Origin of the sequence: Pseudomonas sp. BC42 (assembly GCF_021560055.1) — a bacterium.
In the GTDB taxonomy this organism is placed as follows: Bacteria; Pseudomonadota; Gammaproteobacteria; order Pseudomonadales; family Pseudomonadaceae; genus Aquipseudomonas.
In genome coordinates, this window is sequence record NZ_CP091067.1 from 3,348,971 (window position 1) to 3,374,528 (window position 25,558).

At 65.6% G+C, this 25,558-nt stretch carries 24 protein-coding genes; 14 read left to right on the plus strand and 10 right to left on the minus strand.

The features are described 5' to 3' along the window. Positions 1-12 precede the first annotated feature (12 nt). The 5 genes from L1O02_RS15425 to L1O02_RS15445 form a co-directional block, all read right to left on the minus strand. A complete protein-coding gene (locus tag L1O02_RS15425; RefSeq protein WP_060839336.1) occupies positions 13-1,488 on the minus strand; it encodes a mannitol dehydrogenase family protein in 1,476 nt (491 codons plus the stop codon). A 25-nt stretch (positions 1,489-1,513) separates the two neighbouring features. Next, positions 1,514-2,602: a sn-glycerol-3-phosphate ABC transporter ATP-binding protein UgpC gene (gene ugpC, locus L1O02_RS15430; protein ID WP_235760205.1), complete on the minus strand. Its 1,089-nt coding sequence runs from the start codon at positions 2,600-2,602 to the stop codon at positions 1,514-1,516. A 24-nt stretch (positions 2,603-2,626) separates the two neighbouring features. Next, positions 2,627-3,457: a carbohydrate ABC transporter permease gene (locus L1O02_RS15435; protein ID WP_108543794.1), complete on the minus strand. Its 831-nt coding sequence runs from the start codon at positions 3,455-3,457 to the stop codon at positions 2,627-2,629. Positions 3,458-3,467: 10 nt separating this feature from the next. Next, positions 3,468-4,394 (minus strand): sugar ABC transporter permease, encoded by a 927-nt coding sequence (locus L1O02_RS15440; RefSeq protein ID WP_129406140.1) that lies wholly within the window; start codon positions 4,392-4,394, stop codon positions 3,468-3,470. Between the two features lie 157 nt (positions 4,395-4,551). Beyond that, positions 4,552-5,862 carry a sugar ABC transporter substrate-binding protein gene (locus tag L1O02_RS15445; RefSeq protein WP_060843610.1) on the minus strand — a complete coding sequence of 437 codons (1,311 nt, stop codon included), beginning with the start codon at positions 5,860-5,862 and terminating at the stop codon, positions 4,552-4,554. A gap of 348 nt (positions 5,863-6,210) precedes the next feature. Here L1O02_RS15445 and L1O02_RS15450 point away from each other — a divergent pair, with 348 nt between their 5' ends. The 6 genes from L1O02_RS15450 to L1O02_RS15475 all read left to right on the plus strand — a co-directional run bounded on the left by L1O02_RS15450 (position 6,211) and on the right by L1O02_RS15475 (position 13,163). After that, positions 6,211-7,233 (plus strand): AraC family transcriptional regulator, encoded by a 1,023-nt coding sequence (locus tag L1O02_RS15450; protein WP_060839331.1) that lies wholly within the window; start codon positions 6,211-6,213, stop codon positions 7,231-7,233. Positions 7,234-7,584: 351 nt separating this feature from the next. Further along, positions 7,585-9,249 (plus strand): AMP-binding protein, encoded by a 1,665-nt coding sequence (locus L1O02_RS15455; RefSeq protein WP_108543786.1) that lies wholly within the window; start codon positions 7,585-7,587, stop codon positions 9,247-9,249. A 14-nt stretch (positions 9,250-9,263) separates the two neighbouring features. Further along, positions 9,264-10,025, plus strand: coding sequence for an SDR family NAD(P)-dependent oxidoreductase (locus L1O02_RS15460; protein WP_060843608.1), 762 nt, complete (start codon positions 9,264-9,266; stop codon positions 10,023-10,025). A gap of 12 nt (positions 10,026-10,037) precedes the next feature. Then, the gene (locus L1O02_RS15465) at positions 10,038-11,228 is read left to right on the plus strand and encodes an acetyl-CoA C-acyltransferase (RefSeq protein ID WP_108543784.1); all 1,191 of its coding nucleotides are present in this window, start codon (positions 10,038-10,040) and stop codon (positions 11,226-11,228) included. Positions 11,229-11,240: 12 nt separating this feature from the next. Then, positions 11,241-12,368 carry an acyl-CoA dehydrogenase gene (locus L1O02_RS15470; protein WP_235760206.1) on the plus strand — a complete coding sequence of 376 codons (1,128 nt, stop codon included), beginning with the start codon at positions 11,241-11,243 and terminating at the stop codon, positions 12,366-12,368. Between the two features lie 21 nt (positions 12,369-12,389). After that, the gene (locus tag L1O02_RS15475; protein ID WP_108543782.1) at positions 12,390-13,163 is read left to right on the plus strand and encodes an enoyl-CoA hydratase; all 774 of its coding nucleotides are present in this window, start codon (positions 12,390-12,392) and stop codon (positions 13,161-13,163) included. A gap of 329 nt (positions 13,164-13,492) precedes the next feature. Here the strand turns inward: L1O02_RS15475 and L1O02_RS15480 are convergent, their stop codons facing one another. The 3 genes from L1O02_RS15480 to L1O02_RS15490 form a co-directional block, all read right to left on the minus strand. After that, positions 13,493-14,257, minus strand: coding sequence for an SDR family oxidoreductase (locus L1O02_RS15480; protein WP_108543780.1), 765 nt, complete (start codon positions 14,255-14,257; stop codon positions 13,493-13,495). Positions 14,258-14,504: 247 nt separating this feature from the next. Next, positions 14,505-15,656 carry an acyl-CoA dehydrogenase family protein gene (locus L1O02_RS15485; protein ID WP_060839324.1) on the minus strand — a complete coding sequence of 384 codons (1,152 nt, stop codon included), beginning with the start codon at positions 15,654-15,656 and terminating at the stop codon, positions 14,505-14,507. 4 nt (positions 15,657-15,660) lie between these two features. Next, the gene (locus L1O02_RS15490; RefSeq protein WP_108543778.1) at positions 15,661-16,767 is read right to left on the minus strand and encodes an enoyl-CoA hydratase/isomerase family protein; all 1,107 of its coding nucleotides are present in this window, start codon (positions 16,765-16,767) and stop codon (positions 15,661-15,663) included. Between the two features lie 460 nt (positions 16,768-17,227). Here L1O02_RS15490 and L1O02_RS15495 point away from each other — a divergent pair, with 460 nt between their 5' ends. The 8 genes from L1O02_RS15495 (at position 17,228) to L1O02_RS15530 (ending at position 24,033) form a co-directional block, all read left to right on the plus strand. After that, positions 17,228-18,007, plus strand: coding sequence for a transporter substrate-binding domain-containing protein (locus tag L1O02_RS15495; protein WP_108543776.1), 780 nt, complete (start codon positions 17,228-17,230; stop codon positions 18,005-18,007). A 72-nt stretch (positions 18,008-18,079) separates the two neighbouring features. After that, positions 18,080-18,805 (plus strand): ABC transporter permease, encoded by a 726-nt coding sequence (locus L1O02_RS15500; RefSeq protein ID WP_060839321.1) that lies wholly within the window; start codon positions 18,080-18,082, stop codon positions 18,803-18,805. After that, complete coding sequence (locus L1O02_RS15505; RefSeq protein ID WP_235760207.1) at positions 18,802-19,512, plus strand: ABC transporter permease; 711 nt, start codon at positions 18,802-18,804, stop codon at positions 19,510-19,512. Before L1O02_RS15500 ends, L1O02_RS15505 begins: the two co-directional genes overlap by 4 nt. A gap of 65 nt (positions 19,513-19,577) precedes the next feature. Next, complete coding sequence (locus L1O02_RS15510; protein WP_108543772.1) at positions 19,578-20,339, plus strand: ATP-binding cassette domain-containing protein; 762 nt, start codon at positions 19,578-19,580, stop codon at positions 20,337-20,339. Between the two features lie 12 nt (positions 20,340-20,351). Beyond that, complete coding sequence (locus L1O02_RS15515) at positions 20,352-20,831, plus strand: Lrp/AsnC family transcriptional regulator (protein ID WP_011061344.1); 480 nt, start codon at positions 20,352-20,354, stop codon at positions 20,829-20,831. Between the two features lie 309 nt (positions 20,832-21,140). Next, positions 21,141-22,079 (plus strand): arginine deiminase-related protein, encoded by a 939-nt coding sequence (locus tag L1O02_RS15520; RefSeq protein ID WP_060839318.1) that lies wholly within the window; start codon positions 21,141-21,143, stop codon positions 22,077-22,079. Then, positions 22,076-23,110, plus strand: a complete 1,035-nt coding sequence (gene astA / locus L1O02_RS15525; protein WP_235760208.1) for an arginine N-succinyltransferase — start codon at positions 22,076-22,078, stop codon at positions 23,108-23,110. Before L1O02_RS15520 ends, astA begins: the two co-directional genes overlap by 4 nt. A gap of 59 nt (positions 23,111-23,169) precedes the next feature. Next, complete coding sequence (locus L1O02_RS15530; protein ID WP_060839316.1) at positions 23,170-24,033, plus strand: LysR family transcriptional regulator; 864 nt, start codon at positions 23,170-23,172, stop codon at positions 24,031-24,033. A 41-nt stretch (positions 24,034-24,074) separates the two neighbouring features. On the opposite strand, the gene L1O02_RS15535 is transcribed toward L1O02_RS15530, so the two are convergent. Both L1O02_RS15535 and L1O02_RS15540 read right to left on the minus strand, forming a co-directional pair. Then, a complete protein-coding gene (locus tag L1O02_RS15535; RefSeq protein WP_108543768.1) occupies positions 24,075-24,779 on the minus strand; it encodes an HPP family protein in 705 nt (234 codons plus the stop codon). A gap of 231 nt (positions 24,780-25,010) precedes the next feature. After that, positions 25,011-25,526: a GNAT family N-acetyltransferase gene (locus L1O02_RS15540; RefSeq protein WP_060843600.1), complete on the minus strand. Its 516-nt coding sequence runs from the start codon at positions 25,524-25,526 to the stop codon at positions 25,011-25,013. Positions 25,527-25,558 lie beyond the last annotated feature (32 nt).

Sequence of the window (25,558 nt, forward strand, 5' to 3'; positions counted from 1 at the left end):
GCCCAGGGCACTTCATCGCGCCAGCAAGCGTTCCAGGGTCTGGCTTACGCCGTGTTCGCGCAAGCTGTTGAAGCAGCGTTCGAAGGCGGCGATGAACTCGGCGGAGCGCGCAATCGCCACACCGAAGATCTCTTCCACCCCCAGCAGGCGCTGGGTCAACAGGCTGTCGTCGGCCACCAGGGCCTGACAGAACTCGGCCCTGGGGTCGGGGATCGAGTAGTGCCTGCCGTTTTCGTCCACCCCCCGCAGGTACAGGGCCCAGGCCGCCACTACCAGGGCCGCGCGTTCGGTGTCGCGGCCATCGGCGATCAGGCGGTTGACCGTGGGCACGGTGAACTTGGGCAGCTTCGATGAACCGTCGCTGCACACCCGCTCCAGCTGGTCGGCAATCGCCCGATTGGAGAAGCGCTGGATCAGGGTGTCCTTGTACGCCGCCAGGTCGATGCCCGGCACCGGCGCCAGTTGCGGGGTCACGTCCAGGTCCATGTAGTCCCGCAGGTAGGCGACGAACAACGGGTCGTCCAGGGTTTCGTGGACGAAGCGGTAGCCCTTGAGAAAACCCAGGTAGGTCAGGGCCAGGTGGCTGCCATTGAGCAGCTTGATCTTCATCTCTTCATAGGGCGTGACGTCGTCGGTGAACTGCACGCCGACCTGCTCCCAGGCCGGGCGGCCGTTGCAGAAGCGGTCTTCCAGCACCCACTGGACAAAGGGTTCGCAGACCACCGGCCAGGCGTCGTCGATGCCGTGTTCATCGTGCAGTTGCAGGCGGTGAGCGTTGCTGGTCATGGGGGTGATGCGGTCGACCATGGCGTTGGGGAAGCTGACGTGACGGGCGATCCAGTCGTGCAGGTCGGCGTCGTGGCGGGCGGCGAAGGCCAGCAGCGCCTTGCGGGTCACCGCGCCGTTGTGCGGCAGGTTATCGCAGGACATCAGGGTGAAGGCCGGGATGCCCGCGGCCCGGCGTCGAGCCAGGGCGGCGCAGAGAAAACCGAACACCGTGCGCGGCTGCCGCGGGTGGGCCAGATCGTGCTGGATCTGCGGCAGATGGAGCATGAACTCGCCAGTGCTGTCGTCGATGCAGTAGCCGCCCTCGGTGATGGTCAGGGAGACGATGCGGATCTCTGGGCTGGCCAGCTTGTCGATCAGCGCCTGGGCGCCGTCCTCGGCCAGCAGCATCTGGCTGATGGCGCCGATTACCCGCACTTCGTGGCCGTCGCCGTCACCCAGTTCAAAGAGGCTGTAGAGGTAGTCCTGGCCGGCCAGATCGTCCCGGGCGCGGCGATCCTCGGGGCGCAGGCCGATGCCACAGATGCTCCAGTCCAGGCCCAGGCCCCGGTTCATCAGGGCGTCGGTGTAATAGGCCTGGTGGGCCCGGTGAAAGCCGCCGACGCCGATGTGGGCAATGCCCTGGCGGGTGTCGGCGGGCCCGTAGGCGGGCAGCCGCACCTGGGGCGGCAATTGGCTGAGGTTCAAGCGATTGAGTTTCATGCGGGGGCTCTCGGTCATCAGGGGATCAGGCGGCGGCGCGCAGCAAGCGGGGAACGGCCTGGCCTTGGTCATCGAACAGATGGCAGTGCTCGGGGTCCAGTTGCAGGTGCAGTTGCTCGCCGTAACGGCTGGCCAGGTCACCGCGGATGCGCAGGGTCAGGGCTTCGCCGCCGCTGCTGCGGACATGGCAGAAGGTGTCGCTGCCCAGGCGCTCGGCAACGTCGGCGGTCACCGGCAGGCTGGCGCGGCCGGGCTCGCCCAGCTCCAGGTGTTCGGGACGGATGCCCAGGGTCACCGCGCTGCCGACCTTGAGTTGCGTGCTGTGGCGGCCCAGGTGCAGGCGCGCCCCGGCCTGCAGGTGCACCTCGCACCCCTGGCTGTCGACCTGGCTGACGTGGCCCTTGAGAAAGCCCATTTTCGGCGTGCCGAGAAAGCCGGCGACAAACAGGTTGGCCGGGTTGTGATACAGCTCCAGGGGCGCGCCCACCTGTTCCACCCGGCCGCCGTTGAGCACCACCACCTTGTCCGCCAGGGTCATGGCTTCGACCTGATCGTGGGTGACGTAGATCATGGTGGCCTGCAGCTCCTGGTGCAGGCGCATCTGCACCCGCAGCGCGGCATCCAGGTTGGACAGCGGTTCGTCGAACAGGAAGATCTTCGGGTTGCGCACAATCGCCCGGCCGATGGCCACGCGCTGGCGCTGGCCGCCGGACAGTTGCTTGGGCTTGCGTTCGAGCATCGGCCCCAGTTCGAGGATGCGCGCCGCCTCATCGACCTTCTTCTGCACCAGGGCCTTGTCGACCCCGGCCAGGTCCAGGGCGAAGGACATGTTCTTGCGCACGCTCATGTGCGGGTACAGGGCGTAGGTCTGGAACACCATGGCCAGGTCGCGCCTGGCCGGGCTGACTTCGGTGATGTCGCGGCCGTCCAGCTCGATGCGACCGCCGCTGACTTCCTCCAGCCCGGCGATCAGCCGCAGCAGGGTGGATTTGCCGCAGCCCGAGGGGCCGACGAAGACCACGAATTCCTTGTCGTTCACCTCAAGGTCGATGCCCTTGATGATCTCGAAGCCTTCGAAGCCTTTTTGCAGGTTGCTGATTTTCAGGTGAGCCATGGGGTGTCTCCAACAATTCGAGGGTTACTTCACTGCGCCAAAGGACAGGCCGCGCACCAGCTGTTTCTGGCTGATCCAGCCGAAGATCAGGATCGGCGCGCAGGCCAGGGTCGAAACCGCCGAGAGCTTGGCCCAGAACAACCCTTCGGGACTGGAGTAGGAGGCGATCAGCGCGGTCAGCGGGGCGGCATTGGCAGAGGTCAGGTTCAGCGACCAGAAGGCTTCGTTCCAGCACAGGATCAGCGACAGCAGCACGGTGGAAGCCAGCCCGCCCTTGGCGATCGGCAGCAGCACCCGGAGCATCTCCTGGGCCAGTGTGGCGCCGTCCAGGCGGGCGGCTTCAAGGATGTCCCGGGGGATGTCCTTGAAGTAGGTGTAAACCATCCACACCACGATCGGCAGGTTGATCAGGGTGTAGATGACGATCAGCGCAATGCGCGTGTCCAGCAGGCCGAAACTCTTGGCCAGCAGGTAGATCGGCATCAGCACGCCCACCGGCGGCAGCATCTTGGTCGAGAGCATCCACAGCAGGGTGCGCTTGGTGTGGCGAGTCTCGTAGAAGGCCATGGAGTAGGCCGCCGGCACCGCGATCAGCAGGCACAGGGCGGTGGCGCTGAAGGAGATCAGCACCGAGTTCCAGGCGTAGGCGAAGTAGTTGCTGCGCTCGTTGATGTGCAGGTAGTTCTCAAGCGTCGGCGTGAAGATGAACTGCGGCGGCGTGGCAAAGGCATCGATTTCGCTCTTGAAGCTGGTCAGCACCATCCAGAAGATCGGAAAGAAGATCAGGATCGCGATGGCCCAGGCCAGGGTGCCCAGTAGCAGGCTTTGCAGGCGTCGGGATTGTTGCAGGGTCATGGCGGGCTCCTCAGCTCTGGTCGGTCAGGTTCTTGCCGAGCATCCGCACCAGGATGATCGCGGCGATATTGGCGATGACCACGGCGATCAGGCCGCCGGCCGACGCCATGCCCACGTCGAACTGCACCAGCGCCTGGTTGTAGATCAGGTAGGCCAGGTTGGTCGAGGCGTAGCCCGGGCCGCCGTTGGTGGTGGTGAAGATTTCGGCGAACACCGAGAGCAGGAAGATGGTCTCGATCATCACCACCACCGCGATCGGCCGCGCCAGGTGCGGCAGGGTCAGGTGCCAGAAGATCGCGATGGGGCCGGCGCCATCCAGGCGTGCGGCTTCTTTCTGTTCCTGGTCCAGGGACTGCATGGCGGTCATCAGGATCAGGATGGCGAACGGCAGCCACTGCCAGGAGACGATGATGATGATCGACAGCAGCGGGTAATGGGCCAGCCAGTCCACCGGCTGGGCGCCGAACAGCTTCCACACGGCGGCGAGGATGCCCGATACCGGGTGAAAGATCAGGTTCTTCCAGATCAGTGCGCCCACCGTGGGCATGATGAAGAACGGCGAGATCAGCAGCACCCGGACCAGGCCGCGGCCGAAGAACTCGCTGGCTTCCAGCAGGGCACTGATCAACACGCCGAACACCACGCTGATCAGCAGCACGCTGCCCACCAGCAACAGGGTGTTGGTGGCCCCGGGCACAAAGCCCGAGTCACTGAGGAAGTAGCTGAAGTTCTCCAGGCCCACGAACGGGTTTTCACCGGGGTACAGCAGGTTGTAGCGGATCAGCGAGAAGTACAGGGTCATGCCCAGGGGCACGATCATCCACAGCAGCAACAACGCCACTGAGGGGCTGACCAGAAACCAGCCGGGGCTGGCCAGGCGACGCTTGCGGGGAGCCGCCTGCGCTGGCAGATGGAGCTTGGCAGTCGAGGTATTCATGAGGATCACAACCAGTTGGGTATGAGGGGGCGCGACACTGCGCTGGCATGGCCGGGTTGCGCGTAGGAGCTGGCTTGCCAGCGAAGGCGTCCTTGAACACTGCGCAAGACTCAAGGGCCTCTTCGCCGGCCAGCCGGCTCCTACCAGGCGTGCCGGGTTATTTCGGGTAGCCGGCGCGCTTCATTTCCCGCTCGGTGCTCTGCTGCGCGGCGGCCAGGGCCTGGTCCACCGTGCTCTGGCCGATCAGCGCCGCGGAGAACAGCTTGCCGACCTGGGTGCCGATGGCCTGGAACTCGGGAATGGTCACCAGCTGGATGCCGATGTAAGGCACCGGCTTGAGGGTCGGTTTGCTGGGGTCCACCGCCTTCAGCGATTCCAGGGTGATCCGGGCGAACGGCGCGGCGTTCATGTAGGCCGCGCTGTAGGTCGAAGCCCGGGTCCCCGGCGGCACGTTGGCGATGCCGTCCTTCTCCGCCACCAGGGCTGCATATTCCTTGGAGGTGGCCCAGGTGGTGAAGGTCCTGGCGGCATCCTTGGCCTTGGAACTGGCGGGGATCGCCAAGGACCAGGAATACAGCCAGGCGCTACCCTTGTCGGTGACCTGATGCGGGGCAAAGGTGAAGCCCACCTGCTCGGCGACCTTGCTCTGGCTCTGGTCGGTGACAAAGGAGCCGGCGACGCTGGCGTCGACCCAGATCGCGCACTTGCCGCTGTTGAACAGCGCCAGGTTTTCATTGAAACCGTTGCTCGAAGCCCCCGGCGGGCCGGATTTCTTCATGTTGTCGACGTAGAAGGTCAGGGCGTTCTTCCACTCCGGCCCGGTGAATTCGGGCTGCCATTGCTCATTGAACCAGCGCGCGCCGTAGCTGTTGGCCAGGGTGGTGATCAGGGCCATGTTCTCGCCCCAGCCGGCCTTGCCCCGCAGGCACAGGCCGTATTGCTCCTGGCCGGGTTTGTTGAGCCTGGCGGCGAACTCGCCGATCTGCTCCCAGGTCGGCCGCTCCGGCATGCTCAGGCCGGCCTGCTGGAACAGGTCGGTGCGGTAGTAGGTCATGGAGCTTTCGGCGTAGAACGGCAGGGCATAGAGCGTGCCCTTGACCGACAGCCCCTCGCGCACCGAGGGGAAGACGTCATCCAGGTCATAGCTGGCGGGCAGGTCCTGCATCGGTTGCAGCCAGCCCTTGGCGCCCCAGAGCGCGGCCTCGTACATGCCGATGGTGAGTACGTCGAACTGCCCGCCCTGGGTGGCGATATCGGTGGTCAGGCGCTGGCGCAGGACGTTTTCTTCCAGCACCACCCAGTTGAGCTGGATGTCCGGGTGCTCGGCCTCGAAGGTTTTCGACAGCCGTTGCATGCGGATCATGTCGCTGTTGTTGACGGTGGCGATGGTCAGGGTCTGGGCGCCGAGGGTGACGCTGCTGAGGGTCATGCAGGTGGTGACGAGCAGGGCTTTGGTGCAAGGGTTCATCGGTCACTCCTGTTCTGCGCCGGTGCGGGCTGCAGAAGGACGGTTATTGTTGTTATGTCTTCTGCCGGACGAGGCAGAATGTGGGCTGATTACAGCCCGCCAACGCGGTGCTGACAAATCATCCCTGACACTTGAATCGATACTTTTTTGCACTGCCGGGATAGCGGGTCGTTGGCCGTGGTCGCGGGTTGCGCGGCTTGCCCGGGTGGCGGGGCGATGCAGGGGCGGACGAATCCGTATCGGTTTTCGCTGGTGCAAGGCTGTCAACTACGGCCAAAGCCCACTGGCTTTTTCCCGGTCACTGCCTAAGATGGCGATCCCGGGATCCTTAGGAAAACGTTGGTCACGATGGCGGAAAAAGACACCATCTCCATGCAACTGGTGCGCGAGGCGCTGCTGCAAAGCTGTGCGCCGGGGGCGGCCACCGCGGAAGTGCTGAACAAGGTCGGGATTGATCCGGCGCTCCTGCAGCAGGGCTGCGCGCGCGTCCCGGCCAGCGCCTATGCCCGGCTCTGGCGGCTGTTGGCCCGGCGTCTGGATGACGAGTTTTTCGGCATGGATCCGCGCCGGCTGAAGTCCGGCAGCCTGGCCTTTCTCTGCCGCTCGGCCATGGCCCAGCCGACCCTGGCGGCGGGGCTGGATTCGGTGCTGGGCTTTCTGTCGCTGATGTTCGAACGCCTGCCGGCGCAACTGGTGCGCCAGCAGAGCCTGGCGGAAATCGTCCTGCAGGACGACGAGCATGCGCCGGGCCGGGCCTTCACCTATTTCACCTACTGGATGATCGTCCATGGCGTAGCCTGCTGGCTGGCAGGGCGGCGGATTCCGATCCTGGCGATCGAGCTGCGCTGCCCGCAGCCGGACTTCTGCGACGACTACCGGGTGATGTTCTCCGACAACCTGCGCTTTGCCCGGTCGCGCACGCGGATGATCATCGCCGCCGATTGCCTGGACCTGCCGATCAAGCGCAGCGAGGAAGAGCTCAAGCGCTTCCTGGCCCAGGCCCCGGCCAACATCCTGGTGAAGTACCGCGACCCCGAGAGCCTGGCCAGCCGCATCAAGCAGCAGTTGCGGCAATTGCCCGGCGAGCAGTGGCCGGAAAGCGAAAGCCTGGCCCAGAGCCTGTGCATGTCCGCCTCGACCCTGCGCCGTCGCCTGGCCGAGGAGGGCCAGAGCTACCAGGCCCTCAAGGACAGCGTGCGCAAGGAACTGGCAATTGTCTGGCTGGCGGAGCCGCAACTGAGTTTCGCCGAGATAGCCGGGCGCCTGGGGTTTGCCGACACCAGCTCGTTCTACAAGGCGTTTCGCAAATGGTCCGGGTCCAACCCCGGGCATTACCGCAGCCTGATCCTCAACGACCCGGACCTCTCGTAGGAAGCGGCTTGCCGACAAAGGGGCGGCAAGCCCTGCGCCGCCCCGGCCGTCGCCTTCGCTGGCAAGCCAGCTCCTACAGCAGTCAGATACACCGTGCAGTTCCCTGTAGGAGCCGGCTTGCCGGCGAAGAGGCCCGCAAGCCGTGCACCACTGCGGTTGCGCCTGCGCCGGCAAGCCGGTTCCTGCAACGAGCGCGGGGCCTGCCGGTCGTCACGGCCAGGGTGGGTTCTTGGCCAAACCGGTCACGCAACTTGATAGCTTTGACCATTGTCGCGCGAGGGCTCTGGCGCCAGTATTTCCCTGCTTTTCATGAGGTTCCCATCCTAATAAGAACAGTGAGGGATTCAGGCAATGCGCAACTACCAGTCCGCCATCAAGGATTTCAATTATCAGCACTGTGTCGACGCCGCCCTGGCGGGTTCGCTGTCGGCGCTCAATGCCTGCGTCGAATGTTGTGACCGGCATGCGTTGCCCGGGCGCATCGCGCTGTTCTGGGAGGGCCGCGACGGTAGCAGCGCCACCTATACCTTCACTGAACTGCAGGACAAGGCCGCACGCCTGGCCAATTTCTTCCTGGCCCAGGGGGTCGGCAAGGGCGACAAGGTCGCCGGGCTGCTGCCGCGCAATGTCGAGTTGCTGATCACGGTGCTGGCCACCTGGCGCATCGGCGCGGTGTACCAGCCGCTGTTCACCGCCTTTGGCCCCAAGGCCATCGAGCACCGCCTCAACAGTTCAAAGGCCAAGCTGGTGATCTGCGACGCGGTGAACCGGCCGAAGCTGGCGGAAGTCGCCGAGTGCCCGACCATCGTCACGGTCGCGGCGGCCAAAGGGCAGGGCATCGTGCGCGGCGATTTCAGTTTCTGGGCCGAGCTGGAACAGTACCCGGCCCAGTGCGAGCCGGTGCTGCTGACCGGCGAAGACCCGTTCCTGCTGATGTTCACCTCGGGCACCACCGGCCCGTCGAAAGCCCTGGAAGTGCCGCTCAAGGCCATTGTCGCGTTCCAGAACTACACCCGCGACGCGGTGGACCTGCGCCCCGAGGATGCGTTCTGGAACGTCGCCGACCCGGGCTGGGCCTACGGCATCTATTTCGGCGTTACCGGGCCGCTGGGCCTGGGTCACCCGATCACCTTCTACGATGGCCCCTTCACCCTGGAAAGCACCTGCCGGGTGATCAACAAGTACGGCATCACCAACCTCACCGGCTCGCCTACGGCCTACCGCCTGCTGATCGCCGGCGGCGACCAGTTCGCTCGTTCGATCAAGGGGCGCCTGCGCATCGTCAGCAGCGCCGGTGAGCCGCTGAACCCGGAAGTCATCCGCTGGTTCGCCGAACAGCTGGACGTGGTGATCCACGACCATTACGGCCAGACCGAGCTGGGCATGGTGCTGTGCAACCACCACGGCCTGGACCACCCGGTGCATGTCGGCGCCGCCGGTTTCGCCTCGCCCGGCCACCGCATCGTGGTGCTGGACGAAGAGTACCGCGAGCTGGGGGTGGGCCAGCCGGGCATCCTGGCCATCGACCGCAGCCAGTCGCCAATGTGCTGGTTCGCCGGTTACGCCGGGGTGCCGACCAAGGCGTTCGTCGGTGACTACTACCTCAGCGGCGACACCGTCGAGCTGAACCAGGACGGCAGCATCAGCTTCGTCGGCCGCAGCGACGATGTGATCACCACGTCCGGCTACCGGGTCGGTCCCTTCGACGTGGAAAGTGCCCTGATCGAACACCCGGCGGTGGTGGAGGCGGCGGTGGTGGGCAAGCCCGATCCGGAGCGCACCGAGCTGGTCAAGGCCTTCGTGGTGCTCAGCGAGCAGTACCGCGCCACGCCGGAGTTGGCCGAGGAATTGCGCCAGCATGTGCGCAAGCGCCTGGCGGCCCATTCCTACCCCCGTGAAATCGAATTTGTCAGTGATTTGCCCAAGACCCCCAGCGGCAAATTGCAGCGCTTTATCTTGCGCAACCAGGAAATCGCCAAGGCTCAAGAGGCCGCGGCGTCAACAGCTACCGCGTAAACAGGATTGAAACGATGCAGATCGCAAACAAGGTTTTTCTCGTCAGTGGCGGCGCTTCCGGCCTCGGTGCGGCCAGCGCTGAAATGCTGGTGGCCGCCGGCGCCAAGGTGATGCTGGTGGACCTCAATGCCGAGGCCGTGGCGGCCCGGGCCCAGCAATTGGGCTGCCACAGCGTGGTGGCGGACATCAGCCAGGAGGCCGCGGCCGAAGCGGCGGTGCAGGCCACGGTCAAGGCCTTTGGCGGGCTCAACGGCCTGGTCAACTGCGCCGGCATCGTGCGCGGCGAGAAGGTCCTGGGCAAGAACGGCCCCCATGCCCTGGCCAGCTTCAGCCAGGTGATCAACGTCAACCTGATCGGCAGCTTCAACCTGCTGCGCCTGGCCGCGGCGGCCATTGCCGAAAGTGCGGCCGATGCCGATGGCGAGCGCGGGGTGATCATCAACACCGCCTCCATCGCCGCCTTCGACGGGCAGATCGGCCAGGCCGCCTATGCGGCGTCCAAGGGCGCCATCGCCAGCCTGACCCTGCCGGTGGCCCGCGAGCTGGCGCGTTTCGGCATTCGGGTGATGACCATCGCCCCGGGGATTTTCGAAACCCCGATGATGGCCGGCATGAGCGACGAAGTGCGCGCCGGTCTGGCCGCCGGGGTGCCGTTCCCACCGCGCCTGGGCAAACCCGCCGAGTACGCCGCGCTGGTGCGGCATATCATTGAAAACAGCATGCTCAACGGCGAGGTGATCCGTCTCGACGGCGCCTTGCGCATGGCCGCCAAGTAAGGAGGAATTCTCATGTCCATTGCCCACGATCCAATCGTCATTGTCAGCGCCGTCCGCACCCCGATGGGCGGTTTCCAGGGTGAACTCAAGGGCCTCAGCGCCCCGCAACTGGGGGCCGAGGCCATCCGCGCCGCGGTAGAGCGCGCAGGAATCGCCCCGCAAGCGGTGGAGGAAGTGCTGTTCGGTTGCGTGCTGTCCGCCGGCCTTGGCCAGGCCCCGGCGCGCCAGGCGGCCCTGGGCGCCGGCCTGGACAAGGGCACCCGCTGCACCACCCTGAACAAGATGTGCGGCTCAGGCATGGAGGCCACCATCCTGGCCCACGACATGCTGCTGGCCGGCAGCGCCGAGGTGGTGGTCACCGGGGGCATGGAAAGCATGTCCAACGCCCCGTACCTGCTGGACCGCGCCCGCAGCGGTTACCGCATGGGCCATGGCAAGGTGCTCGATCACATGTTCCTCGACGGCCTGGAAGATGCCTACGACAAGGGCCGCCTGATGGGCACCTTTGCCGAGGACTGCGCCGAGGCCAACGGCTTCACCCGCCAGGCCCAGGACGACTTCGCCGTGGCTTCCCTGACCCGCGCCCAGCAGGCGATCAAGGACGGCCTGTTCAAGGACGAGATCGTTCCCCTGCAGGTGATGATCGGCAAGGAGTCGAAGCTGATCAGCGATGACGAACAGCCGCCCAAGGCCAAGCTGGACAAGATCGCCACCTTGAGGCCGGCGTTCCGCGACGGTGGTACCGTGACCGCCGCCAACGCCAGCTCGATCTCCGACGGCGCCGCGGCCCTGGTGCTGATGCGCCGTTCCGAAGCCGACAAGCGCGGCCTCAAGCCGCTGGCGGTGATCCACGGGCACGCGGCCTTCGCCGACACCCCGAGCCTGTTCCCGGTGGCCCCGGTGGGCGCCATCGAGCGGCTGCTGAAAAAGACCGGCTGGGCCCTGGGCGATGTCGATCTGTTCGAAATCAACGAAGCCTTCGCCGTGGTCAGCCTGGTGACCATGAACAAGCTGGACATTCCCCACGCCAAGGTCAACGTGCACGGTGGCGCCTGCGCCCTGGGCCATCCGATCGGTGCCTCCGGCGCGCGGATCCTGGTGACCCTGCTCTCGGCCCTGCGCCAGAAGGGCCTCAAGCGTGGCGTGGCCGCGATCTGTATCGGCGGTGGCGAAGCCACGGCCATGGCCGTTGAATGCCTGTAACGAGGAATCCCGATGTTGCCCAATGACGAACAACTGCAGATCAGCGACGCCGCCCGGCAATTTGCCCAGGAGCGTCTGAAGCCCTTTGCCGCCGACTGGGACCGCGAGCACCGCTTTCCCAGGGAGGCCATCGCCGAGATGGCCGAGCTGGGCTTCTTCGGCATGCTGGTGCCCGAGCAGTGGGGCGGCTGCGACACCGGCTACCTGGCCTATGCCATGGCCCTGGAGGAGATCGCCGCCGGTGATGGCGCCTGTTCCACCATCATGAGCGTGCACAACTCGGTGGGCTGCGTGCCGATCCTCAAGTTCGGCAACGACAAGCAGAAAGAGCGTTTCCTCAAGCCCCTGGCCAGCGGCGCCATGCTTGGCGCCTTCGCCCTCACCGAGCCCCAGGCCGGCTCCGACGCCAGCAGCCTGAAAACCCGGGCCCGCCGCGACGGCGACCACTATGTGCTCAACGGCTGCAAGCAGTTCATCACCTCGGGGCAGAACGCCGGGGTGGTGATCGTGTTCGCGGTCACCGACCCGGCGGCCGGCAAGCGCGGCATCAGCGCCTTTATCGTGCCCACCGATGCGCCGGGCTATAAGGTCGCGCGCATCGAGGACAAGCTCGGCCAGCACGCCAGCGACACCTGCCAGATCCTTTTCGAGGATGTGAAGGTGCCGCTGGCCAACCGCCTGGGGGAGGAGGGCGAGGGCTACAAGATCGCCCTGGCCAACCTCGAAGGCGGCCGCGTGGGCATTGCCGCACAATCGGTGGGCATGGCCCGGGCCGCGTTCGAAGCGGCGCGAGACTACGCCCGCGAGCGCGAAACCTTCGGCAAGCCGATCATCGAGCACCAGGCCGTGGCGTTTCGCCTGGCGGACATGGCCACCCAGATCGCCGTGGCGCGGCAAATGGTGCATTACGCCGCGGCCCTGCGCGACAGCGGCAAGCCGGCCCTGGTGGAAGCCTCGATGGCCAAGCTGTTCGCCTCGGAAATGGCCGAGAAGGTCTGTTCGGCGGCGTTGCAAACCCTGGGCGGTTATGGCTATTTGAGCGACTTCCCGCTGGAGCGTATCTACCGCGACGTGCGCATCTGCCAGATCTACGAAGGCACCAGCGACATCCAGCGCATGGTCATTTCGCGCAATCTCTGACTTTTTAGCAGGAGCTGATACATGAGCTACGAAACCATCTTGTTGGACATCAAGGACCGGGTCGGTCTGATCACCCTCAACCGTCCCCAGGCGCTGAACGCCCTCAACGCGCAGATCGTCGGCGAGGTGAACCAGGCCCTGGACCGCCTGGAAGCCGACCCGCAGATCGGCTGCATCGTCATCACCGGCTCGAAGAAAGCCTTCGCCGCCGGTGCCGACATCAAGGAAATGGCCGAGCTGACCTACCCGCAGATCTACCTCGACGACCTGTTCAGCGACAGCGACCGCGTGGCCAACCGGCGCAAGCCGATCATCGCCGCGGTCAACGGCTTCGCCCTGGGTGGCGGCTGCGAACTGGCCTTGATGTGCGACTTCATCCTGGCCGGTGACAACGCCAAGTTCGGCCAGCCGGAAATCAACCTCGGCGTGCTGCCGGGCATGGGCGGCACCCAGCGCCTGACCCGCGCCGTGGGCAAGGCCAAGGCCATGGAAATATGCCTGAGCGGACGCTTTATCGACGCCGTGGAAGCCGAACGCTGCGGCTTGGTCGCGCGCATCGTGCCGGCGGACGAGCTGGTGGAAGAAGCCCTGAGGGTCGCCGCCGTGATCGCCGCAAAATCGATCCCGGTGAGCATGATGATCAAGGAAAGCGTGAACCGCGCCTTCGAAGTCAGCCTGTCCGAAGGCGTGCGCTTCGAACGCCGGGTGTTCCACGCCGCCTTCGCCACCCAGGACCAGAAAGAGGGCATGGCCGCCTTCATCGCCAAGCGTGATCCGCAGTTCAAGGATCAGTAACCGCACCGCCCCTGGCAGGACGCGGCGTTCATCCGGCGTCCCTGCATTCTCAACCGCAGCGCCTAGGGTCTGTTCCCGTTTGGTGACAGGCCGCGACGGTGGCCCACTGGGCACAGGGCAAGGCGCGAGGAGCGCAGTTTGGTTGTTCCCAATAAGCTCCGAGCAACGCCGCCCTGTGCCCAGTGAGCCCCGTCCCTTCGGGTTGCGTGCCAAACGGCGCAAGGCTGCGTTGCGGGATTTGCCAAGGGAACAACCATTGGCGGCATCCCGCGCCTTGCCTCGCACCGTTTGGCCCAGCAACGCGGCTCGTCACCAAACGGGAACAGACCCTAGCTGCGATTGATGGAAACTCCCCCCTCAACCAGCATCGCCGTCCCGCTGACGAAACTGGCGGCGTCCGACGCGAGAAACAGCGCCGCGCGGGCAATTTCCTCGGGACGGGCGAGGCGCTTGAGGGCATGCAGGTTTTCGACAAAGGCGCGTTTCTCTGGCGTGTCGGTGGCTGCACGGCCCATGGGCGTGTCGGTGCCTCCGGGCAGTAGCGCGTTGGCACGAATGCCGTGGGGGCCTTCTTCAGCGGCGATGACCTGGGTCAACCCGATCAGCGCGGCCTTGCTCGCGGCATACGCCGCCATACCGGGAAAACCGACGCGGTGCCCGACAAAGCTGGACGTGAAAATAATGGACCCTGCGCCGCGGCTGCGCAGAGCTGGCAACTGGTACTTGGCCCCGAGAAAGGCACTGGTCAAGTTGCAGTCGAGCACGGCTTGCCACTGGCCAAGGGTCAACTCGGAGACGGACTGGGCTTCACCTGTGATTCCGGCGTTATTGAAGGCGATATCCAACCCACCGAAACGCTCCAGCGCCAGCGCCACAAGGCGCTCGGCCAGTGCCTCGCTGCGAATGTCACCGGCAACCCCAAGTGCCTCGCCACCGGCTTGCTGGATCTGGGCGACCAACGCATCCAGTGCGTCGCCCCGACGGCCAGTCACTATCAGGCGCGCGCCTTCCTGGGCGAACAGCCGGGCGGCGGCCTGACCGATTCCCGACGTGGCCCCCGTGACAATCGCGACTTTGTCGTGCAGTTGTTTCATGATCGACCTCCTTTGCCTGAGCGTTGAGCCAACCTTAGGCCGCTGCGAACGGCGCGGAACTCCGGATCTTGCGTTGAATATCTTTTTGAACGCACTGCGGCCAACTACCGCCAGCCCTCCTGCTCGACAGCACCCAACAGGGCTTATGGGGCTCTTGCACTGCAGATCGCGCGTGACGAGGAGGGCGGCCATGGGAGCAAAAAAAATCGCAGCCTGGGCTGCGATTTTTTGTTTTCGGCGTCAATGCCTACAGCTGGTAATGCTTCAGCTCGCGGGCAATCAACAGGCGCTGGATCTCGCTGGAGCCTTCGTAGATCTGGGTGATCCGCGCATCGCGGTAGTAGCGCTCCACCGGGTAGTCCTCCAGGTACCCGTAGCCGCCATGGATCTGCATGGCCGAGGAGCAGACCTTCTCGGCCATCTCCGAAGCGAACAGCTTGGCCTGGGAGGCCTCCGACAGGCAGGGTTGGCCGGCGCTGCGCAGGCGCGCGGCGTGCAGGATCAGCAGGCGCGCGGCATTGAGCCGGGTGTGCATGTCGGCCAGCAGGTTGGCGATGCTCTGGTGTTCGATGATCGGCTTGTCGAACTGCACCCGTTCCCGGGCGTAGGCCAGGGCCGCTTCAAACGCGGCGCGGGCGATGCCCAGGGCCTGGGCGGCGATGCCGATGCGGCCGCCCTCAAGGTTGGACAGGGCAATGGCCAGGCCCTTGCCCCGTTCGCCCAGCAGGTTGGCTTCGGGGATGGTGCACTGGTTGAGGGTGACCGCGCAGGTGTCGGAGGCGCGAATGCCCATCTTGTGCTCGGTGCGGTCGACGATGAACCCCGGGGTGTCGGTGGGTACCAGGAACGCCGACAGGCCTTTCTTGCCCAGTTCCGGGTCGGTCACCGCAAAGACGATGGCCAGTTGGGCGCGCTTGCCGTTGCTGACGAACTGCTTGGCGCCGTTGATCACCCACTGGCCGTCGCGCAGCTCGGCGCGGGTGCGCAGGTTGTGGGCTTCGGAACCGGCCTGGGGTTCGGTCAGGCAGAAGCAGCCGATCGCTTCGCCGGCGGCCAGGCGCGGTAGCCATTGCTGTTTCTGCTCCTGGCTGCCGTAGTTGAGGATCGGCCCGCAGCCCACCGAGTTGTGGATGCTCATCAAGGCGCCGGTGGCGCCGTCGCCGGCGGAGATTTCCTCCACCGCCAGGGCGTAGGCCACGTAGTCCAGGTAGCTGCCGCCCCATTCCTCGGGGACCACCATGCCTAACAGGCCCAGCTCGCCCATCTTGCGCACCAGGGCGTCGTCGATCCAGCCGGCCTTTTCCCAGGCCTGGGCATGGGGCGCGATCTCGCCACGGGCAAAGTCCCGGGCCATGTCGCGGATCATCACTTGTTCTTCGCTCAGTTCAATGTCGTGCATGGGCTCAGCTCCCGCTGTCGTCGAAACCGCTGAAGAAGCTCGCCACCCGCTGCGCTTCGAGGGCGGCCAGGGTCGGTGGATTCCAGCGGGGGGTCTTGTCTTTGTCGATGATCAGGGCGCGCACGCCCTCCATCAGGTCGCCGCGCTCGAACCACTGGCGGTCCAGGTGCAGCTCCAGGGCGAAGCATTGCTCCAGGCTCAGGTGCCGGCCGCGGCGCAGCATCTCCAGGGTCACGGCCATGGCCAGGGGCGAGCGGCTGTCCAGCAGGTCGGCGGTGGTCGTGGCCCACTCGTGGCTGTCGGCAACCGTGACGCTGCGCAGTTGCTCGACGATGCTCGCCACGTCCGGCAGGGCGAAGAAGTGATCGATGGCCGGGCGCAGGGCTTGCAGCGGCGCGTCGGGCAGGCTCTGCACCGCCAGCTTGGCCAGCAGGCCCTGCAGGTCCTTGAGCGGCGAGTCGCTCCAGTGCAGGCGATCCAGGCGCTGGTGCAGCAGGTCCAGCTTGCCGCTGTCCAGGTGCCAGTCGGCCAGGCCGCAGTACAGGGCATCGGCGGCGCGGATCTGCACGCCGCTGACGCCCAGGTAGATGCCCAGCTCACCGGGTATCCGCGAGAGGAAGTAACTGCCGCCGACATCCGGGAAGTAACCGATGGCCACTTCCGGCATCGCCAGGCGACTGCGCTCGGTGACCACCCGCAGGTCGGCGCCTTGCACCAGGCCCATGCCGCCACCGAGAACGAAGCCGTCCATCAGGGCCAGCACCGGCTTGCGGTAATGGTGGATGGTCAGGTCCAGGGCGTATTCCTCGACGAAGAAATCCTCGTGCAGGGTATCGCCGCCCTGATAGCTGTCGTACAGCGAACGGATGTCGCCGCCGGCGCAGAAGGCCTTTTCCCCGGCGCCGCGCAGGACCACCGCGTGGATCAGCGGATCCTGGGCCCAGGCGTTGAGCTGGCGTTGCAAGGTGCGCACCATCGACAGGGTGATGGCGTTGAGTCCGGCGGGGCGGTTGAGGGTCAGGTGACCGATGTGGTTGCGCACCTCCACCAGCACCTCGTCCGAGGTGGCGTCGAGGTCCCGTGTCGTCTGGGATGAAACCTGAGCAGTCATCACTAACTCCCTGCTTTTATTGTTTTTTGTATGAGGCTCGCGCGCGAGCATCGGCGGATCGTAACAGTGCAAATTTGCCGATTACAACCCCGAAAGCTGCAGGTCGACTGTGCATTTTTGCATGACGATAAATACCTGCCGGGCCTTGCAAGACAGCTCTGGGTCAAGGTCTAGAGCCTTGGCGACAGAATCGGCTGTGAAATAGCCGTTATCAGCCGATCCAGGCTGTTTCAGGCGCCCCTTACGACACCAGGGAGGCTTTGGCTGTTGGCATTCTGGCGCTCCGTTGCAGCGTAGACCGCGGCAACCGGAGGTAGCTCGGGCATTGACCGCCGGGCCTGCCCACTCACAACAAGAACTCGACTGCGCTAACCCCGCACCCACTCTCTGCCCCTGTCACAAGTGGGGTCCGACGCCAGCGCCGGACCGCTATAAATCCAAATAATCCGGGACTCTGAAGATGACTAAAAAATGGCTGGCCGTGCCGCTTCTGGCAATCGCGTGCGTTTCCATGGGCGCCAGCGCCAAGGAATGGAAGGAACTGCGCTTTGGTGTCAATCCAAGCTATCCGCCCTTTGAATCCAGCACCGCCGACGGCGGCGTACAAGGCTTCGGCGTCGACCTGGGCAACGCCATCTGCGCCGAACTCAAGCTCAAGTGCGTGTGGATCAGCAACGACTTCGACGGCCTGATCCCGGCGCTCAAGGCCGGCAAGTTCGACGCCATCGAATCGTCGATGACCGTCACCGATGCGCGGCGCAAGCAGATCGACTTCAGCGACCGGCTGTATGCCGGGCCGACCGCCATCGTCACCCGCAAGGGCTCGGGTCTTGAGCCCACCGGCGAATCCCTCAAGGGCAAGACCCTGGGCTACATGCAGGGCACCATCCAGGAAACCTACGCCAAGGCCAAGCTAGGCCCGGCGGGGGTCAAGCTGCGGGCCTACCAGAACCAGGACCAGGTCTACGCCGACCTGGTCTACGGCCGCCTGGATGCCTCGATCCAGGACAAGCTGCAAGCGCAGATGAGCTTCCTGGCCTCGCCCCAGGGCGCCGATTTCGAGAACAGCGCCGGGATCAGCGATCCGCTGGTACCGGCGGAGATCGCCATCGGCCTGCGCAAGGACCAGGACGAACTCAAGGCCATGCTCAATGGCGCCATCAAGGCCCTGCATGAGAAGGGCATCTACGCCCAGATCCAGCGCAAGTACTTCGGCGACCTCGACCTCTACAACAACTGATCGCCCCTGGCCGGCCCCGGGACAGATGCGATCCGTCCCGGGGCCGGCCGCGGCGTCTGCAAGGTGATTGGCGTGAATACCTCGACGACTCTCTTCGGCCTCGACCTGACGGTCCTGCAAGGCTATGGCCCGCTGTTGCTGCACGGCACCTGGGTGACCCTGAAACTCTCGGCCCTGGCGCTGCTGGTGAGCATGGCCCTGGGCCTTTTGGGCGCGGCTGCCAAGCTCTCGCCCCTGCGCCTGCTGAACCTGCCGGCGACCTGCTACACCACCCTGATTCGCGGGGTGCCGGACCTGGTGCTGATGCTGCTGATCTTCTACAGCCTGCAAGGCTGGCTCACGGCCCTGACCGAGCTACTGGACTGGCCCTACATGGAAATCGACCCCTTCGTGGCCGGGATCATCACCCTGGGCTTCATCTATGGCGCCTATTTCACCGAAACCTTTCGCGGGGCGATGCTCAGCGTGCCCCGGGGCCAGCAGGAAGCGGCGGCGGCCTTCGGCCTCGGTCGCTGGCAGCGCTTTCGTTTCGTGGTGTTCCCGCAAATGATGCGCTACGCCTTGCCCAGCCTGGGCAACAACTGGCTGGTGCTGCTCAAGGCCACGGCCCTGGTGTCGATCATCGGTCTTTCGGATCTGGTCAAGGTGGCCCAGGAGGCCGGCAAGAGCACCTTCAACATGCTGGACTTCCTGCTCCTGGCGGCGGCCCTGTACCTGCTGATCACCAGCGCCTCGAACCAGCTGCTGCGCCTGCTGGAACGGCGCTACAACCAAGGCGTGCGAGGGCTGTCGCGATGATCGAGCTGATCCAGGAATACTGGCGTCCCTTTCTGTTCAGTGACGGCGAGAGCCTGACCGGCCTGGCCATGACCCTGTGGCTGCTGGTGGCCAGCCTGGCCATGGGTTTTGTCCTGTCGCTGCCCCTGGCGATCGTGCGCGCCTCCCACTGGGCCCTGTTGCGCTGGCCGGTGCAGCTGTTCACCTACGTGTTTCGCGGCACGCCTTTGTATATCCAGCTGCTGATCTGCTACAGCGGGCTGTACGGGATCGCCGCGATTCGTCAGCAACCATTGCTGGAAGCCTTCTTCCGCGATGCCATGAACTGCACCTTGCTGGCCTTCATCCTCAACACCTGCGCCTACACCGTGGAGATCTTCGCCGGCGCCATCCGCAGCATTCCCTATGGCGAGATCGAGGCGGCCCACGCCTATGGCCTCAGTGGCTGGCGCCTGTACCGGCGGCTGATCCTGCCCTCGGCGCTGCGTCGGGCACTGCCGTACTACAGCAACGAAGTGATCCTGATGCTGCACGCGACCTCGGTGGCCTTCACCGCCACCATCCCGGACATCCTCAAGGTGGCCCGGGATGCCAATGCGGCGACCTTCCTGACCTTCCAGGCGTTCGGCCTCGCCGGTCTTCTGTACCTGGGGCTGTCCTTCGGCCTGGTGGCGGCCTTCCGCCTGGCGGAGCGGCGCTGGCTGAGCTTTCTCGGCCCGGCCCATTGAGTGCCTGCCTTCCCATTTATCTGTCCAGAGCGTCGTCGTCCGCCACGGCGCTCCAGGAGTGTTTGATGTACAAGTTGAGCGTTGAAAATCTCTACAAGCGTTTTGGTGACAACGAAGTGCTCAAGGGCGTCTCGTTGAATGCCCGGGCCGGTGACGTGGTGAGCATGATCGGTGCCAGCGGCTCGGGTAAGAGCACCTTGCTGCGCTGTATCAATTTCCTCGAACGGGCCGACGCTGGAACCTTCGTCCTGGATGGCGAGGCCATCCTCACCCGGGATGCCCCCGGCGGCATGCAGGTGGCCAGCCCGGCCCAGTTGCAGCGCCTGCGCACGCGCCTGGCCATGGTGTTCCAGCACTTCAACCTGTGGAGCCACCTGAGCGTGCTGGACAACATCATGCTCGCGCCCTGTCAGGTGCTGGGCAGCAGCCGCAAGGCGGCCGAGGCCAGTGCCCGGGCCTACCTGGACAAGGTCGGCCTGCCACAACGCGTGGCCGAGCAGTACCCGGCGTTTCTTTCCGGTGGCCAGCAGCAGCGGGTGGCGATTGCCCGGGCCCTGGCGGTGGAACCGCAGATCCTGCTGTTCGACGAACCGACCTCGGCCCTGGATCCAGAGCTGGTGGGGGAGGTGCTCAAGGTGATCCAGGCGCTGGCGGAAGAGGGGCGGACCATGCTCATGGTCACCCACGAAATGGGCTTTGCCCGGCAGGTGTCGAGTCAGGTGATGTTCTTGCATCTAGGGCGGGTCGAGGAGCAGGGTGGCGCGAGCATCCTCGACCAGCCGCAAAGTGAACGTTTGCAGCAGTTTCTATCCGGCCGTTTGAAGTGAGGGAAGGCATCCATGGCGGACATCCGCGACTTGTCGATCGTGCTTGATCGAATCGACCAGGCGATCATCGAGGTTTTGCGCCACGAAGGGCGCATCACCTACCAGAAACTCTCCGAGCGCGTGCACCTGACCCCCAGGCCGTGCCTGGAGCGGGTACGCAAGCTGGAGCAGCTCGGGGTCATCCGTGGCTACGGGGCGATCCTCGATGAAAAGAAACTCACCCCGGGCCTGTCGCTGCTGGTGCTGGTGGCGCTGTCCAACCAGAGCGGGCGCGCGGCGCAGAAAGCCTTCGAAGCCAAGGTCCGTGCCTGTCCCCAGGTCCTGGAGTGCCGCCTGATCAGCGGCGCCTTCGACTACAGCCTGCGCATGCGCTGCCGCGACATGGAGCACTACCGGGTGCTGACCGAAGTCTGGTTCGACGACCCGGACCTGCACATCGACAAACTGGTCAGCCACCCCGAGCTGGCGATGGTCAAGACCGGCATGGAATAACCCCCGTCATCGCCCTGCGTAGGAGCCGGCTTGCCGGCGAATAGGCCTGCAAGCCTGGCCGCGCCGACAAGATCGCCTTCGCTGGCGAGCCAGCTCCTACGCGTCTGTCGCGACATCCACGAACCTTCTCGGCGAACAGGTCCGCAAGACGGTGCGGGCAGCAGGTCGATGTGTTCCGGGGCGCGAAATCGGCTGGAGCCGCCCGTGCTTTCAGCCATTTCCTGCTGTGCAGACCCGCCGATCAGCCGGGTTTTGTCCCTGCAAAAAATCACAATGAGGCCCTCTGAAAACTCATTGATTGCGTGCCCCATGCAGACCACTCACAGCGTTTTGATGATTCGCCCGACGCGCTTCTCCTTCAATCAGGACACCGCCGGCAACAACCGTTTTCAACGTCCGGCCGGGGTCGCCGAGGACGTCCAGGCCAAGGCCCTGGAGGAATTCGACGGCTATGTCGCGGCCTTGCGCGAGCAGGGGGTCAGGGTACTGGTGCATGAGGACGGCGCCGCGCCTCACACCCCGGATTCGATCTTTCCCAACAACTGCTGGAGCAGCCACCCCGACGGCACGCTGGTGCTGTACCCGATGCAGGGCCGCAACCGCCGCCTGGAACGCTTCAAGGGCGTGCTGGCCCACCTGCACGAGCAGTATGAGGTGGCCCGCACCCTCGACCTGACGCCTCTGGAGCGGCAGGAGCTGTTCCTCGAAGGCACCGGCAGCATGGTCCTGGATCGCCAGCAGCGGATCTGCTACGCCGGCTATTCGAGCCGTACCCATCACCAGGCCCTGGTGCAATGGGGGGAACAACTGGGCTACGAGCTCTGTGCCTTCCACGCCCGGGACCGCCACGGCGTGCCGATCTACCACACCAACGTGATGATGAGCGTCGGCAGCCGGCTGGCGTTGGCCTGCCTGCTGGCCCTGGACGACGGCGGCGAGCGCGCCGCCTTGCGCCAGCGCCTGGAAGGCAGTGGCAAGCAGCTGCTGCCCTTGACCTGGGCCCAGCTGGAGTCCTTCGCCGGCAATATGCTCGAAGTGCACAACAGTGCCGGCGAGCCGCTGCTGGTGATGTCCCGCAGTGCCTGGCGCTCCCTGGACGCCGAGCAACGCCGGTTGATCGAGCGCCATGTGCAGCCCCTGCCGGTGAACATCGACACCATCGAACGCATCGGCGGCGGCAGCGCCCGCTGCATGCTGGCGGAAATCTACCTGCCTGAACGTCAACCTCAACTGGAGCACTCGCGATGATCGTCCGTCCCGCCACCCCAGCCGACCTGCCGGCCCTGCTGGCCCTGGCCCACAGCGCCGGTGCCGGCCTGACCACCTTGCCGGCCGACGCCGGGCGCTTGCGCTCGCGCCTGCAATGGGCCGAGCGGACCTTCGCCGGGCAGGCCTCCCGGGCCGACGCCGACTACCTGTTCGTGCTGCAGAGCGGGCAGGGCGAAGTGGTCGGCATCTGCGCCCTGGCCGGGGCCGTGGGCCTGCGCGAGCCCTGGTACAACTATCGCCTGGGGCTGTTGGTCGCCGCCTCGAAGAACCTCGGCATCAACCAGCAGTTGCCGACCCTGTTCCTGGGCAACGACATGACCGGCCAATCGGAGCTGTGCTCGCTGTTCCTGCATGCCGATCATCGCCAGGGCCTCAACGGCCGCCTGCTGTCCAAGGCGCGCTTGTTGTTCCTGGCCGAGTTTCGCCAGCACTTTGGCGACAAGGTGATCGCCGAGATGCGCGGCTATTCCGACGAGCAGGGCGTGTCGCCGTTCTGGGAGGGGTTGGGCCGGCACTTCTTCAAGATGAATTTCGCCGAGGCCGACCACCTCACCGGCCTGGGCAACAAGACCTTCATCGCCGAGTTGATGCCCAAGTTCCCGCTGCCCACCTGCCTGTTGCCGGAAGCGGCGCGGGCGGCGATCGGCCGCGTGCACCCCAATACCGAGCCGGCCCTGGGCATGCTCAAGGCCGAAGGCTTTGCCTTCAAGGACTACATCGACATCTTCGATGGCGGGCCCTTGATCGAATGCGCCACCGACGAGATCCGCGCGGTACGCGACAGCCAGGTGCTGCAGCTGTGCATCGGCACGCCGGGGGAACAGGCCGAGCCCTACCTGATTCACAACCGCCAGTTCGCCGACTGCCGGATCAGCGCCGCGCCGGCGCGGGTGGCGGCCGGCGCCCTGATGGTCAGCGCCGAGAGCGCCAAGGCCCTGGGGCTGAGTGCCGGGGCTTCGGTGCGGGCGGTGAGCCTGGCGGTGCCGGCCCGGCAAATGTCCGCGGCCTAGCAGCGCGGTATGGCGAGCGCCGCTACAATGGCGCTCGAATTTTTTGCCGGCGAGGCACCATGGACATCGATCTGGCGCGCACCTTCCTGGAAATCGTCCGCAGCGGCAGCCTGATCGCCGCTGCCGAGCGCCTGCACCTGACCCAGACCGCCATCAGCGCCCGGGTGCAGAACCTGGAAGGCCAGCTCAACTGCAAACTGCTGGTGCGCAACCGCGCCGGGGCCCGGCCCACCGCCGACGGCGAGGCCTTCATCGCCTACGCCAACCAGCTGGTGCAGACCTGGGAGGCGGCCCAGCGCGACCTGCCGCTGCTCGACGGTTACCACAACGTGTTGCACATCGGCGGTGAGCCGAGCCTGTGCAACCCGCTGATGCTCAGCTGGGTGCGGCGCCTGCGCCAGGCGCTGCCCAACCACGCAGTGCGCACCCAGATCGCCGAAGGCGCCAGCTTGCAGCGGCAACTGGAGCTGGGGGTGCTGGATGCGGCGCTGGTGTTCCAGCCGCTGTACTCGCCGGGCTTGCAGGTGGAGCAATTGCTCGAGGAAAAGCTGATCCAGGTGCGCCTGGCGGGGCGGCCGGAGCCCTATGTCTACATCGATTGGGGCGAGGACTTCCGTCGCCAGCATGACGCCGCCTTGCCGGAGCAGGCCAGGGCCGCGGTGGGCTTCAACCTGGGGCCGCTGGCCCTGCAGTTCATCCTCGACGCTGGCGGCAGCGGATATTTTCGTACCCGGGTGGTGCAGAGCTACCTGGACAGCGGCGTGCTGGAACGGGTGGAAAAGGCCCCGGAATTCAACTTTCCCACCTACCTGCTGTATGCCCGGGAGCGTGACTCGGCGCAGCTGCAGCAGGCTTTTGCGGTGTTGCGCGAGGTGATCGAACAAGACCACGACTGGTCCCAGCGCTGGTCGCCGATGATCTGAGCCCCCCCACTGGCAGGCACCTGCGCACAGGAATCGGGGGCTTAGCGGCGCGCTGAAAGGACTTGGCCGATGCTGCGGCGGCGGGCGTGGACTTGGCTGGCATGGATCAGCTGTTCGAGGTCTTCGGGGGTGACATCGAAAAACTCCTCCATCTCGGCCAGGGCCTGCTTCAGGTCTTCGGCGGTGATCGCCAGGCTGTCGCTCGGGGTCGCCGACGGCAGGATGGCCGGGGCATCGCTCGGGGCCTTGGGGTAGCGAATCCGCGTCAGGTTGTTGTAGACCAGGGCACTGGCCAGGAGACTGGCCGCCGCCAGCATCACCGGGCCCAGCTCGCGCCAGTCCAGCGCCACGCTGGCCGGATCGGCCAGGACCAGGGTCAGGGCCAGGGCGCCGGCCGGCGGATGCAGGCAACGCAACCAGCACATCAGCACCAGGGCCATGCCCGCTGCCAGGCAGGCGCTGCCCAGGCTGCGCCCCAGCACATGGGCCACCAGCAAGGCCACGACCCCGGCGCACAGGTAACCGCCCAGGATCGACCAGGGCTGGGCCAGGGCTCCGGACGACACGGCAAACAGCAGCACCGCCGAGGCTCCCAGCGGACCGATCAGGTGCAGTGCCACCGGCATGCCGAACACCTGGGCGCAGAGCCAGACACTGAACAGGGTGCCCAGGGCCATGCCGATGGCGGCGCGGCTCCATTCCAGGGGGCGGGTATTGATGGCGGCGGGTTTCCAGCGGGCAAGCATCGGCAATGGGGTCCATGACTAAACGGCGGGCAAAAAGAAGGGCTTGTCTGGATCACCAGAAAGCCCTTGAACGTTCCAACATTTGGGGGAGGAACGGGCACAGTGTGCCGAGCCTTCATGCAACTGACAAATTCATAATAATGCTGGTTTAGTGCATTTATTTTGCTGTTTGACGCCGATAAGCGTCGGCTGCCACGAGCGGCTTTTGCGGCCGGATAGGCCGCCAGGCTTCTACAGGGTCAGGCGCATGGCGCAGCGGCGTTCCGCAGGCAGGCCGTGCTGCGCTTCATCGGCCAGGACCTGACGCAGGCGCGGACTCAGTTGGGCCGGCTGCAGGGTGACAAAGCCCTGGCGCTGATAGAAAGGCTCGTTCCAGGCCAGTTCGCGGAAGGTGCTCAGGGTCAGGGCCGTGAGCTGCCGTTCCAGGGCGAACTCCCGGGCCGCTTGCAACAGGCGCTTGCCAATGCCCTGGCCCTGGTGGCCAGTGGCAACGGAGATTTCCCACACATGCAGCTCGTGGTCGCAGATCTGGGCGTTGAGAAAGGCGCAGCGGGTGCCGTCGGCGGTCACCGCGACCCACACCGGGTGCTGGCGGATGTTGTCTCGCTGGCTCTGGGCATCGGCGACCTCGGCGTCGGCCAGCCAGGCCAGTTGCGGATCACGGCGAAAGAGTTCGGCAGCCGAGGTTTCAATGGCGGGCAGGAAGGCGGCGTCGGCCACCCGCGCCCGGCGGATCTGAATGGTCATGGGCGCGAGTGTAAGGAGCCGCTGGGGGCCGC

Coding starts and splice junctions, on each gene's coding strand:
- L1O02_RS15455 (WP_108543786.1), top strand. CDS start 7,585: ATGCGCAACTACCAGTCCGCCATCAAGGATTTCAATTATCAGCACTGT.
- L1O02_RS15520 (WP_060839318.1), top strand. CDS start 21,141: ATGCAGACCACTCACAGCGTTTTGATGATTCGCCCGACGCGCTTCTCC.
- L1O02_RS15495 (WP_108543776.1), top strand. CDS start 17,228: ATGACTAAAAAATGGCTGGCCGTGCCGCTTCTGGCAATCGCGTGCGTT.
- ugpC (WP_235760205.1), bottom strand. CDS start 2,602: ATGGCTCACCTGAAAATCAGCAACCTGCAAAAAGGCTTCGAAGGCTTC.
- L1O02_RS15450 (WP_060839331.1), top strand. CDS start 6,211: ATGGCGGAAAAAGACACCATCTCCATGCAACTGGTGCGCGAGGCGCTG.
- L1O02_RS15470 (WP_235760206.1), top strand. CDS start 11,241: ATGTTGCCCAATGACGAACAACTGCAGATCAGCGACGCCGCCCGGCAA.
- L1O02_RS15485 (WP_060839324.1), bottom strand. CDS start 15,656: ATGCACGACATTGAACTGAGCGAAGAACAAGTGATGATCCGCGACATG.
- L1O02_RS15535 (WP_108543768.1), bottom strand. CDS start 24,779: ATGCTTGCCCGCTGGAAACCCGCCGCCATCAATACCCGCCCCCTGGAA.
- L1O02_RS15440 (WP_129406140.1), bottom strand. CDS start 4,394: ATGAATACCTCGACTGCCAAGCTCCATCTGCCAGCGCAGGCGGCTCCC.
- L1O02_RS15490 (WP_108543778.1), bottom strand. CDS start 16,767: ATGACTGCTCAGGTTTCATCCCAGACGACACGGGACCTCGACGCCACC.
- L1O02_RS15540 (WP_060843600.1), bottom strand. CDS start 25,526: ATGACCATTCAGATCCGCCGGGCGCGGGTGGCCGACGCCGCCTTCCTG.
- L1O02_RS15425 (WP_060839336.1), bottom strand. CDS start 1,488: ATGAAACTCAATCGCTTGAACCTCAGCCAATTGCCGCCCCAGGTGCGG.
- L1O02_RS15460 (WP_060843608.1), top strand. CDS start 9,264: ATGCAGATCGCAAACAAGGTTTTTCTCGTCAGTGGCGGCGCTTCCGGC.
- L1O02_RS15530 (WP_060839316.1), top strand. CDS start 23,170: ATGGACATCGATCTGGCGCGCACCTTCCTGGAAATCGTCCGCAGCGGC.
- L1O02_RS15510 (WP_108543772.1), top strand. CDS start 19,578: ATGTACAAGTTGAGCGTTGAAAATCTCTACAAGCGTTTTGGTGACAAC.
- L1O02_RS15435 (WP_108543794.1), bottom strand. CDS start 3,457: ATGACCCTGCAACAATCCCGACGCCTGCAAAGCCTGCTACTGGGCACC.
- L1O02_RS15465 (WP_108543784.1), top strand. CDS start 10,038: ATGTCCATTGCCCACGATCCAATCGTCATTGTCAGCGCCGTCCGCACC.
- L1O02_RS15445 (WP_060843610.1), bottom strand. CDS start 5,862: ATGAACCCTTGCACCAAAGCCCTGCTCGTCACCACCTGCATGACCCTC.
- astA (WP_235760208.1), top strand. CDS start 22,076: ATGATCGTCCGTCCCGCCACCCCAGCCGACCTGCCGGCCCTGCTGGCC.
- L1O02_RS15475 (WP_108543782.1), top strand. CDS start 12,390: ATGAGCTACGAAACCATCTTGTTGGACATCAAGGACCGGGTCGGTCTG.
- L1O02_RS15505 (WP_235760207.1), top strand. CDS start 18,802: ATGATCGAGCTGATCCAGGAATACTGGCGTCCCTTTCTGTTCAGTGAC.
- L1O02_RS15480 (WP_108543780.1), bottom strand. CDS start 14,257: ATGAAACAACTGCACGACAAAGTCGCGATTGTCACGGGGGCCACGTCG.
- L1O02_RS15515 (WP_011061344.1), top strand. CDS start 20,352: ATGGCGGACATCCGCGACTTGTCGATCGTGCTTGATCGAATCGACCAG.